This is a genomic window from Streptomyces sp. TAA486 (genome assembly GCF_000426165.1).
In genome coordinates, this window is sequence record NZ_AUEV01000019.1 from 163,769 (window position 1) to 175,063 (window position 11,295).

Sequence of the window (11,295 nt, forward strand, 5' to 3'; positions counted from 1 at the left end):
CGGCAAATATTCTTGCCGGTCTGGCAAACTGTGAGGATGGCGGAATTCGACGACGTACTCGAGGGGGTCGGCCCGCGGTTGCGCGCGCTGCGCGTGGAGCGGGGCGCGACCCTGACCGAACTGGCGAAGAACACCGGCATCTCGGTCAGCACGTTGTCCCGGCTGGAGTCCGGGCAGCGCAAGCCGACCCTGGAACTGCTCCTGCCACTGGCCCGGGCCCATCAGGTGCCGCTCGACGAGCTGGTCGACGCGCCGGAAACGGGTGATCCGCGAGTGCGGGCCAGGCCCATCAAACGGCACGGCCGTACGTTCATCCCGCTGACCCGGCGGCCGGGCGGGCTGCAGGCGTTCAAGGTGATCGTGCCGGCGCACGATCCGCCGGGGCCGTATGAGCCGAAGGTCCACGAGGGCTATGAGTGGATCTACGTGCTCTCCGGCCGGTTGTATCTCGTCCTCGGCCGCCGCGAACTCGACCTCGGGCCGGGCGAGGTCGTCGAGTTCGACACCCGCACCCCGCACGTCATCGCCAACCGGGGCGACCAACCCACCGAAATGCTGGCGCTGTTCGGCCCGCAGGGCGAGCGGATGCACGTCAGGTCCGGGACCTGACCCGGCCTTCGCCATCGCCCGACGGAACACCCCCAAGGGTGGAACGATCCCAAGAACGGCAGGTCAGGAACTGGTGGTCAGGAAGCCTTCGCGGCCGGCTCCAGGATCGCCACGCACTCCAGGTGGTGCGTCATCGGGAAGAGATCGCAATAGTGAGAATGAAAGAAACAGCAGGTCAGTGCCGGTTCTCTGAATCGGCATGCGAGCTGCACGGTATCCGGAGCGTCAAAAAAGGAGCGTCACGGCCGGACACACCTCGCCGTGCTCGACTGGTTGCGCAAGCACAGCGGTATGCACCAGGGGCCAACCGAACCGAGCCAGAGAGTGGCAAAAGACCGAACGGGAACGGGAGCAGTCGGTAGCAGCTCGACGCCCTGCCCTCGCGGCCGGCCCTGGTCGGAACGTAGGTGATGTCGCCGCACCACCAAGGCGGATCAAGCCCAGCGGGCTGGACGCCGCAGCTCGGGGCAGGGGTGGCGCTCGACGTCGTCTGCGTCGGCCCCCGGGTGCTCGTTAGGGTCCGTCATGACCCCGAGTCTTCGCACAATGCAGGCTCAGAACGGCGTCCCGACGTCCGCCGGAGGTGCACCGGTTCGTTCTGTCAGGCGGGCTGGGGTTGCTGGAGTCCCTGGAGGAGCAGTTCGATCAGTCGGCGGGGGTCGTAGCGCGGGTCGCTGTCGCGTCCGATGCACAGGTTGCCGATGCCGCGCATCAGCTCGTAGGGCTGCGTGCCGGGCCTGATGTCGCGGGCGTCGACCGCGGCGCCAAGTAGCTGCGCGCACACGGGTTCCAGGCGTTCGAGGAAGTAGGTGTGCAGCGCGGCGAAGCGGCTGCTGTCCGACTGCAGGGCGTCGGCGAGTCCGTGCTTGGTGACCAGGAAGTCGACGAAGAGGTCGATCCACTGGCGCAGTGCATCGAACGGAGAATCGGCGCTGGCCAGCAGGCTTGGGCCCGCCTCGGCGCATGCCTCGATCTGGTGACGGTAGACGGCAGTGACGAGATCCGCCCGTGTCGGAAAGTGGCGGTAGATCGTCCCCATCCCGACGCCGGCCTTGGCCGCGATCTGGCGGATCGGCGCGTCGACGCCCGAGGTGATGAAGACCTCGGCGGCGGCGGTGAGCAGCGTCTGCTGGTTGCGGATCGCGTCGGCCCGCTTGGTTCGGGCCGACGCCTTCCCGGTTGGACTCTCGGTGGACACGAGGCTTCCTTCCGACACCATTGACAAAGCGGAACATCGCTCCGAATAATAAAGGGAGCAGTGTTCCGCTTCAGGCTAGCTGAGGCCGGACACGCCTGACCACTCGCCTGCCACCGCCCGGTAGGGACCGGCAACGGCGCAGACTCCAGAAGGGACCCTTCACCATGACTGCATCCACCGACACCGCCTTCGGCTCGCCCACTCCTGTCCTGTCGTATAGCCCGGTGATTCTGTCCGTGCCCGGACGGCCCGTGGACCTCCAGGTCCGTGTCTCCGCGCCCGCTGCCGGGACCGGCCTGCCCGTCATCCTGCTCTCTCACGGTCACGGCGGCTCCAACAACCTGTCCTCGCTGAACGGGTACGCGCCCATCGCCAATCTCTGGGCGGCAGCCGGGTTCGTCGTCATCCAGCCCACCCACCTCAGCTCCAGCACACTGAGCCGTCAGCTCGCCGACGCTCCCGGAGCCCCCTTCTTCTGGCGCTCACGTGCCGAGGACATGAGCCACACCCTCGACCGGCTCGACGAGATCGAAAAGACCGTGCCGCAGCTCGCCGGACGCATCGACCACGACAAGGTCGCGGTCGCCGGGCACTCCCTCGGCGGCCACACCGCTAGCCTCCTGCTGGGTGCCCGCAGCGCCGACCCCGACACCGGGGAGGAAGTGAACCTGGCCGAGCCCCGGATCAAGGCGGGTGTGCTGCTGGCCGCACCGGGCAGGGGCGGCGACATCCTCAACGGATGGATGGCCGACAAGGTGCCGTTCTTCGACACCACCGACTTCTCCACGATGACCACACCCACCCTCGTCGTCGCCGGCGACCAGGACGACTCCAAGCACCTCACCGACATCGGCCCCGACTGGCACACCGACCCCTACCGCCTCTCCCCCGCACCCAAGTCCCTGCTCACCCTCTTCGGCGCCGAGCACCTGCTCGGCGGCATCTCCGGGTACGACGCTGACGAGACCACCGACGAGAGCCCCGAGCGGGTCGCCGCCCTCGCGCGCCTCACGTCGGCTTACCTGCGCACCCAGTTCCAGCCCGGCGACCATGCCTGGCAGGCGGCGTGCGAGGTGCTGACGACCGGGGCCGACCCGGACGGACGAGTCGAATCCAAGTAGGCGGCCGCGGCGAAGCCCTACAGCGGACGGTCTGCGTCGTTGCAAGACGATCTCGGCCAGTACATAGACAGCGCACCGGTGAACGCCGGACACCCGATGGGCACGCTCCACCGCCGAGGCCCCAACTCCCCCAACCGAAACGGCAACGGCAAGCCGCCTCTGTGCACAAGGCAGTACCGGAACTCGCCGAACGAGTCTTGGCCGACCCTGGCTGGCACGCGCGGTCGCCACCCTCGCCGCCGAAATCCGCGGGGCACCTAGTCACTGGTTCTGCTCTAGGAAGTACCCGGAGAAGCGGCTTTGTGGGCCGTGGGCTATTTGAGGGCCAGGGCGACTGAGCAGAAATGCGCGTCAGGACTGCAATGTTCTGTGCAGCTCGTCGACACAGCACCTGAGTTGCCTTCTCATTAGCTCATCTGCGGCGCGGCGCCCAGCGTGCCGCCTGCACCGCCGCTACGAATGCAAGGCCATCCACTTCCTGGCCTCTCATCTGTTACCGCAGACTCACCCAATGACATGTCCTCCGAGGCTCGTTACCGGTCTGCGCGATTAAGTCCATGCAGGAGCTGATAATTCGGGCGAGCGCAGCAGCACGATACGCATCGGCTGCTGGTTCATCGACGTCGGCCGCGAATTTCACTAACTCATAGACAACCTGCACTTGTTCGTCTGTGACAGGCTTGTCCGCGAACTCGTTGCCCGTGTGAGCCTCTCTGAACAGCAAATCCTGCGCTGCTGTGTCAAGCGTGAGAAGGGAGGCTGCTCGAGCGGTTGCGGTTTCCGTAGTCATCGGCCCTCGTCTCAGTACGGGTCAGACGCGCCGACGAGTGCGTGCTGAGTCGCGCGAGCAGCCAGCGTCTCGATCCCCCGCACCGCGGTGAGGTACGCATGCGGCGCTGGGGACGGTGTGGTCGCCGTATCCGTCTGAGTATTTCTTGTGATGCTGTCTTTCGCTCCCAGGCCACGACTGAGCACACGATGAGCCGGGAGCCGGCACCAAGGTGCCGGCTCCCGGCTCATCGTCCGTCTAAGAGCGGGAACGTGTGCGGCGTGGGCACACTCACGGACGGGCTTATCAGAAAGAGAAGAATGCAGGTGTTCCCGCCATGCCGCAAGGTGGCAGAGGCGGATTAAATCACTGGGGCTCCGGATAAATTCGTCGAGCAGTCGGCTCGCAGCTCGCCAGAGAGCCGACTTCACAGGCCCGCTTCCAGGTACCTCTCCAGGCCGGTCGGCGCCGAGAGGGCTGCTAAGAAGCTCGGACGGTGTTTGATGCGGCCGCAGACCTTGACGGGGGACTCACGTCAATCTAGATTCACGCCAATTCAGACTCCGTTCGTTGGCCTGTGTGGAGTTGACGATGATGATCTTACTCTCGGTGTGACGACGGCACCGTCACATCGCGCTTGGATGGTGCGGGTGTGACCCGATCCCGGGCGACGGTCTGGTTCGCGCCCGGCATATTCGCGCTCGACTGATGGAGGGTCGCGGAACAGCGTTGTTCGCCAGTTTTCGAGCGGAATCTTCTGCGCACTGCCAAATTTCGGGCTTCGTTATTCGATGACAAAGCAGCCCCAGTGCTCAAAGAGGCGAAATTCAATCATCCAGCAAGGAGTTGACTCATGAACGCCGCACGTGAAGTCTCAACTCGTTCGCGGTGCGATGCAAACCGTCTCCGAGGTCCCGGCCTCCCTCCCGAGACGCAGTCAAACGGCGAGTCCGACCGCCTCGCAGACGCAGATCAGGAGCGCGAATCCCACGATGTCGGAGAGGATGCATGCGCTTTTCTCCAGGCGAGCACGGTCTGTGTTATCTCCACCCTACTGCCGGACGGTTCGCCTCATGCCTCCGCGATGCATTTCGCCCCGAAGGGCGAGGTCGGGTGCCTGTATATCTGCATCAACAAGCGCAGTAAATCACGGTCACTACCGACCCGCTGGTCCCGACTGCACTGCAGATGCACGGTCGCATGGCGATCGTGCAAGGCGGCGGACTCGACGAGGGGCAGAACGAGTTCTACGCCAGGTTTCCCTCTTCGGCATAATACAAAGACGATCCGTGTACGGTCTTCGCGTATTTCTCACCGACGTGGGTACGGTACTCCAACGGTAAGACGCAAAAGCAATTCTTCGTACGCGGCTTTTCTCCTGACCTAGTGCAGCGCTAGGTGTTCTTCCACGGATAACCCGGCTGTCACTACCATGGACACGCCAGCCGGCGCAGCAGCACGAAATTCAAGGAGTGTGGACGATGAATCCGGAACGGCAGGCGATCCGGCCGCCTATCAGCAGGCCGGGCCTTGTCGAGCTGCCAGTGTCCGATCTGGAGAAGGCGGCTCGATTCTACAGTTGTCTCTTTCCCGACTGGCAGCTCACCGAGTTCTCGGCTGGCGGCTCTCTGATGACTGAAACCTCCGCGGACACGCTCGCGGTCCTTGAGCAGCACGATGATGCGCAACGCTTGCGGGTTCCCATCGTCTACTTCAGCGTGGCGGACCTCGACACTGTTCTTGCACGTATCACCGCCGCCGGTGGAAGCCTCAAGTCGCCGATTCGTCCGGTGCCGCTTCCTGACAACGAAAAGGCGATGACGGCCATGGGACACCACCTCACCGGTCGCTACGCCAAGGTCCGGGACCCGGATGGAACCGTCATCGGGCTGTGGGAAATGAATGGCTGACCTCACGCTTTGGACATTCAGCGCCGCGGGGAAGCACTGCCGGGCGCCGCGGGCGCTGGCCAGCTTGAAACCATACGCGCCCCAGGTATTTCCGTAGCGCGGAAACCGCCGGCCGCAGATCGGAGATGAACAACTATGCCGGAACACGGGCAATGGAATATAACCAGCGACGTCGGCGTAACCGCGCTACTTGTGGCGTCAGGTCGAGCGATGGAGTCGCATCGCGAGCGCCCCTTGATCAACGATCCATACGCCGAGCATTTCGTGAATGCGGCAAGTTCATCGGTGCCGATGCGCGTTCGGCTCCCTCACGTGTCGAGCAGCGGGCGGCCGGATACTCCGTCCGAAGAGGAAGTGTGGTTCTCGGTCGCCGAACTCAGCGCCGTACGGACGCGGTTCTTCGACGACTATTTCGCGCAGACGTGGGCAGATGGGGCGGCTCAGGCAGTAGTACTCGCCGCAGGGCTCGATACGCGCGCACATCGTCTGGAGTGGCCCCCGGATTTTCCGGTGTTCGAAGTGGACCGACCTGCGGTGCTGGAGTTCAAGGATGCCGTGCTGCGTCAGCTGGAGGCAACGCCGCGCTGTGACCGGCGCATTGTCGCGGGAGACCTGCGCGAAAATTGGCCGGAGGCACTCTGCGTGGCGGGGTTCGACCGCTCGCGACCCACTGCCTGGCTGGTCGAAGGGGTGCTGCGGTACTTGCCTGCCAGTGCCAAGGAGCAGCTGCTCAGGATGATCGACGAGCTGTCTTCACCGGGAAGTCAGGTCGCGCTGGACAGCCACGTCGGCTCGGTCACGTTCTTCCCGAAGCTTGGGGGCGTCGACATCGACGCTCTCGTGCACGAGGACGGTCCCGCTCCGGGCGACTGGTTCGCTGAGCACGGCTGGACGGTCACGGCCGTAGCCCCTGACGACTTCGCCGTCCGGCACGGGCGCGGACCGGTGTCCAACGGTACGGAGCGGCGGTTGACCGTCGCACGGCGGCTCGCCTGAGCCTCGAAGACCTCCGGCCCCACGGCGACATGTTGGCAAGCGGCGGAGCAGGCACTGCGCCGGCGTGCTCGGCAATGGCTCGGGGGATGAACAACCGTGCTGTTCGAGGTGCTCATGTGAGTAAGGAGTGCTCCTGACCGGAAATTCCGGAGTTCGCCGGGCGTGGAAATACAGGTTTCATAAGGGAGAACACCGGCCGCGTGGTTCCGCGCGAGATACGCCTAGTAGTCGAGAGGACCGCCACACAATAAGGGTATGTTCATTGATGATCTTGCGTCTACTGGTCAGTCGGTGCATCGCTGTCGGTTCAGCGCCGACATGGCAGGAATCATGAAGGGAGGGCTGGAATGATCGGCCATCTCGCCTATGCCCTGGGCGCCCCGTGCCCGACTCTCGTGGTGGACCGCCGGATCCAGCCATGCGATGAGAAGGACTTGCTCATCGCACTGAGCGAAATACGCTCAGCGCTGGTCGATACCGGGAGGGACGAGGTCATGAAAATCGCCCTCATCGCACCCTCGGAGCATCCGTGGTTCGACCTCGACTACCAGTTCGTCCAAGTTCTTCCTGGCGACCGATTCGACGTTCAAGGCAACTGCGGGCACTCGATCCTTTCCTCCATCATGACGGCTGTCCAGCTTGGTTGGCTTCCCCCGCTTGCTCCCGCCACCCGAATACGAATCAACGTGCTCAACACCGCAGACCACATCGTCTGCGAGACGGAGGAGAGCACCCGCACCACCGCAAAGTTCACTATGCATTTCACCCAGCCCCATCCGGTCCCGCTGCGGACATTGCTCATGACAGGACAGGCAAGAGTGCGCCTGGCAACCGGATCCGGCGACATATCCGCCTCGCTGGTCTCCGCTGGAAACCCATACATCTTCATTGACGCGGCTGAGCTCGGGATATCGACTAGCGACCGGTTTTTCTCCGATGATCCGTTGCTGTTCGAGTGGGTGACCGATCTCCGTGTCGTCGGCGCCCGTCATCTCGGTTGGCGCACCGATGGGGCCTTCCCCAAGATCGCGTTGCTGGGCCAGTTCAAGCAAGAGCGTCTGGCGATCCGTGCGCTGTCGGTGCCCCATTGGCATCCCAGCCTGGCCGCCACCGGCGGCGCGTGTCTGGCTGCAGCCGCGGCGATCGAAGGCACCATCGCACATGAATTGGCCCAACGCGCCGGTCTTTCCCCCGAATACCTCGTGATCGACACACCGGGAGGAACGACCACGGTCAGAGCATCCGTTTCTGGCACAAGCCATGACGACGTACTGTCATGGACCAGTATCGACGATAAGAGTGTCATTTATTACGGCGCTCTGGGAGAAGAGTTGTTTCTGTCCGGCTTGGCGGGAGTTCTCCGGCAGCCTGACAGACGCGCGGAGCAATTGAAGATGCCACCCCACGGAACGTGAATTACACCAAGGAAGTTTCAATGTGGGACCCAAATACATACCTCATCTTCGCCCAGCAACGCACGCGACCATTCCACGAGATGTTGTGCCGGATCAACGTAGCCGAGCCCCGGCATGTCGTCGACCTCGGTTGCGGTCCAGGAAACGTCACCTCGGCACTCCTCCAGCGGTGGCCCCGGGCCAAGCTGACCGCTCTGGATTCTTCACCCGCGATGGTCGCCGCCGCCCGTGCACAGGGCATCGACGCTCAGCTGGCTGACCTACGCCACTGGAGCCCTGAATCGGATACTGACGTTGTCATTAGCAACTCCGTGCTGCACTGGGCTCCAGAGCACCCGCAGCTACTCGTCAAATGGGCGGCTGCCCTACCTTCCGGTGCATGGCTCGCAGTACAGGTGCCGGGCAATTTCTCCGCACTGTCACACGCCCTTCCGAGGAAACTCGCTGAATCCCCCGAGTGGCAGGAAATGCTGTCTGACGTGCTTCTCCCGCCGAATGCCGTACTGGAACCGAACGGCTACGCAGACATTCTGGCCGACGCCGGATGCGAGGTGGACACCTGGGAAACCACCCACCTGCATCGCCTCTCAGGCAGAGATCCCGTGCTGCAGTGGCTTTGCGGCAGCGTATTGAGCCGTGTCCGCGCGGCGCTCGACGACGGATGCTGGGCGCGCTTCCAGAGTCAACTGGCACCTGAGCTACGTGCCGCGTATCCGCCCCGTGCTGATGGCACGACGTGGTTGCCATACCGTCGGATCTTCGCTGTGGCACGAATCATCTGAGCACCTCGGAGCGAGACACGTCGTGCCGGTCGTGCTGTCCGACGACGAGAGCCCACGACCGCCTGGTGGCTGCCGGTGTTCTGAGGGGCACTGTCAAGTTGTCGGGTGGGCGGGGTCTCTGCCGAAGATGTACCGGCGAGGGCGGCAGGCGCTCATCCGCACCGACTCCGCCGGCGGCACGCATGGGTTCGTGGCCTGGCGCCCAGAGGGGGCGCTGGCTCTCCTACTCGGTCGGCATGGTGATCACCGAGGCCATCCACAGCCACGTCTTCAAGATCCCCGTGTTGGCCTGGACTCCGGCCAGCGGCGAGGTCCGTGAGGGGGAGCCTTGGTCGCCGAACTGGCCGGCGGACATCCTCCAGGGCTGGCCAAGGGCATCCGGCTGATCGTCCGCGAAGAACGGCCGCATCCCGGCGCCCGCACTGAGATTCCCCACCCATGGGCTGCTGACCTGGGGCGGAGCGTCGCACCGCCGGGTTCGCCCGACAGCCAGCCAGCAACTTGGGCCGGGACGAGCCGTCCAGGGTGGGGGAAGACCATCGCGCAGCGACGCCGTAGGCGCCCTTGACGGGGAGGAGCGGTCCGAACCCTCAACTGGCGGGCGAATCCGTTCACCTCGTCCAGCGGGCAACCAAGTGGGGAGGTCGAGCACACCTGGCCGCTTTCAGAGATCCCCATCAGTGAGGCAGGAACGCAGCGGTCCCCAGGGCGAAGCCCTCGCCGAAGCCCACCAGCAGCGCCTTAACGGCGCACGGGCAGCCGCCCGAAAGGCCCGCCGCGCAGCCGCTCTTCAGGCCCATCACCCTCCCGCACCCGCCGCGGCGCCGACGACGCCCGCACGGCGCCGCTGACCGTCCGAGATCCACGGCTACACCCGCGCCGTCACCCTCCAACGGCACGGAGACGTTCTGCACGCGCGGCACCGGACGTTCTGCGGATTCGTGCTCGACCGCGGCACCCGCTCCCGGTGCTCTCCTCCGGCAAGCAGGGGGTCCGGCCTTGATGTCCGGAGAGTTCTGCGGGTGCGGGCAGGGACTCGTGACCTTGACATCCGGCCGCGGGGCGAGCACCGGAACGACCACCCGGCCGAAGCAGGCGGCATGTGCGATTTTCACCGTTTCCGCATCCGCCTGGAAGAGGCGTTCTCTGGCAGTGCAACGCCTGCCATACCCGGATCCCTCAGACATGGGGTATCTCGGCCAGCTGGATCCCGCAAGGCCACGATCACACCTACTTTGCAGGTGAGTTGGACGTCAGGGGCCCGTCGCAGGGGCGGTCGCGGGCCCCGCGTCTCGGCGCAATGGTGATTGGAAAGTAGGTCCGTACTAGTCGGCTTGCCGTAGCAGAGTCGTGACACTGGTTACGAAGTTATTTCCGATAACACCGCACACGGACTTTCAGAGATCTGACCCTCCCTTCCGAGTCTTCCTCAAGACTGGTCGGCACAAAGGAATGAGCCACCCCAGAGCGCACCTCGAGCAGCTGAGCGGCAGTGATTCCCCGGCTCAACTCTTCGTTTACTCACGGCTACTGTGCGCGAAATGCGATGGTCCCCGGCGTGGCCATTCGCACCGCAGGGGCCAACTCCCGTACAGACGCCTCCGGTTCCAGCGCATACCCGGCTTCCCAGGGCGACGTTAAGTCCTCCGTTCCTCTTCATCCCCGCAGTACGGTGAGGTCCCGCTGACGGCTGACATGCCTGTGACCAGGGGCATCGCTGTGCATCGAAAGGCGCAGTGCAAGGACTCATCAAGCCGGAGCCGGTAGCTGAGAGATCAGAACGAGACGGAGGAACTCCAGCTGTCATGATTGCCACACAACGTCGAGAGAACCTCTTGCAGAGGCCTCGCAAGGAAAACCACGAACTCGTGATTCGGCTGCTGAGCCGGCACGGCTCACTGAGGCGAAGCCAGTTGATTGCCATGACCGGACTCTCCCGAACGACGTTGTATGACGTCGTCGCTTCGCTTATCGCCGACGGCGTGATCGAAGTGTCGGTCCCACCGTCGACCGAACGGAAACGCGGTCGCCCAGTAGAAGAACTGGCGCTGAATCCGCAAACCAGTCAGGTGCTCGGGATCGACTTCTCCCAACAGGCAGTGCGGGTGGCCGTAGGCCTGGTCGACGAGATCATCGGAACAGCCAGCCAGTCGCACCCGCCGGACCTGTCATGGAGGGACCGTGTCGGCATCGCCTACCGGCTGGTGGAGTCGCTGAGGGGCCGCAGCCTGGGTCCGGGAGCGCTCAGCCGGATCGGAGTCGGAATGATGGGGCCAGTGGCCACGTCCGGTTCCGGAGGCCCGGACACCGACGGGCACGCGGCGATCTCGGCACTGGTGCAAGAACGGTTCGGGGCCAAGGTCCTCCTCGACAGCAGCACACGACTGGCGACCCTGGCCGAGTGGGAGTGGGGCGCCGCCGCCGGGGAGAGTGATGTGCTGTACCTGCAACTCTCGCGCACCGTGGGCGGTGGTCTCGTGGTCGGCGGCGCACTG

The 11,295-nt window shown here is 64.5% G+C and carries 8 protein-coding genes and 2 pseudogenes; 8 read left to right on the forward strand and 2 right to left on the reverse strand.

Annotated elements, in window-relative coordinates:
• The first annotated feature begins 36 nt into the window (after positions 1 to 36).
• Entirely contained in the window at positions 37 to 609 is a 573-nt protein-coding gene (locus I004_RS0124920; RefSeq protein WP_028437732.1) for a helix-turn-helix domain-containing protein, read from the forward strand.
• 601 nt (positions 610 to 1,210) lie between these two features.
• Here I004_RS0124920 and I004_RS0124925 read toward each other — a convergent pair.
• Positions 1,211 to 1,807 carry a TetR family transcriptional regulator gene (locus I004_RS0124925; protein WP_028437733.1) on the reverse strand — a complete coding sequence of 199 codons (597 nt, stop codon included), beginning with the start codon at positions 1,805 to 1,807 and terminating at the stop codon, positions 1,211 to 1,213.
• Positions 1,808 to 1,971: 164 nt separating this feature from the next.
• Between I004_RS0124925 and I004_RS0124930 the strand changes: the two genes are divergently transcribed.
• Complete coding sequence (locus I004_RS0124930; RefSeq protein WP_028437734.1) at positions 1,972 to 2,928, forward strand: chlorophyllase; 957 nt, start codon at positions 1,972 to 1,974, stop codon at positions 2,926 to 2,928.
• 573 nt (positions 2,929 to 3,501) lie between these two features.
• Here I004_RS0124930 and I004_RS40505 read toward each other — a convergent pair.
• Positions 3,502 to 3,718: pseudogene (locus I004_RS40505) on the reverse strand (nitroreductase family protein); the annotation flags it as partial.
• Positions 3,719 to 5,178: 1,460 nt separating this feature from the next.
• On the opposite strand from I004_RS40505, the gene I004_RS37705 reads away from it, so the two are divergent.
• The 6 genes and pseudogenes from I004_RS37705 to I004_RS39645 form a co-directional block, all read left to right on the forward strand.
• Complete coding sequence (locus tag I004_RS37705; RefSeq protein ID WP_028437735.1) at positions 5,179 to 5,607, forward strand: VOC family protein; 429 nt, start codon at positions 5,179 to 5,181, stop codon at positions 5,605 to 5,607.
• 135 nt (positions 5,608 to 5,742) lie between these two features.
• Positions 5,743 to 6,603 carry a class I SAM-dependent methyltransferase gene (locus I004_RS0124940; protein ID WP_028437736.1) on the forward strand — a complete coding sequence of 287 codons (861 nt, stop codon included), beginning with the start codon at positions 5,743 to 5,745 and terminating at the stop codon, positions 6,601 to 6,603.
• A gap of 347 nt (positions 6,604 to 6,950) precedes the next feature.
• On the forward strand, positions 6,951 to 8,018 hold the full coding sequence (locus I004_RS35895; protein WP_051345400.1) for a PrpF domain-containing protein: 1,068 nt from the start codon (positions 6,951 to 6,953) through the stop codon (positions 8,016 to 8,018).
• Complete coding sequence (locus I004_RS38500; protein WP_486580241.1) at positions 8,015 to 8,800, forward strand: trans-aconitate 2-methyltransferase; 786 nt, start codon at positions 8,015 to 8,017, stop codon at positions 8,798 to 8,800. Before I004_RS35895 ends, I004_RS38500 begins: the two co-directional genes overlap by 4 nt.
• A 118-nt stretch (positions 8,801 to 8,918) precedes the next feature.
• Positions 8,919 to 9,230, forward strand: a pseudogene (locus I004_RS38505) (IS1380 family transposase); the annotation flags it as partial.
• Between the two features lie 1,375 nt (positions 9,231 to 10,605).
• On the forward strand, positions 10,606 to 11,295 hold a 690-nt coding region (locus I004_RS39645), incomplete at its 3' end, for an ROK family protein (protein WP_037977701.1).

Coding starts and splice junctions, on each gene's coding strand:
- I004_RS0124920 (WP_028437732.1), top strand. CDS start 37: ATGGCGGAATTCGACGACGTACTCGAGGGGGTCGGCCCGCGGTTGCGC.
- I004_RS0124930 (WP_028437734.1), top strand. CDS start 1,972: ATGACTGCATCCACCGACACCGCCTTCGGCTCGCCCACTCCTGTCCTG.
- I004_RS37705 (WP_028437735.1), top strand. CDS start 5,179: ATGAATCCGGAACGGCAGGCGATCCGGCCGCCTATCAGCAGGCCGGGC.
- I004_RS0124940 (WP_028437736.1), top strand. CDS start 5,743: ATGCCGGAACACGGGCAATGGAATATAACCAGCGACGTCGGCGTAACC.
- I004_RS35895 (WP_051345400.1), top strand. CDS start 6,951: ATGATCGGCCATCTCGCCTATGCCCTGGGCGCCCCGTGCCCGACTCTC.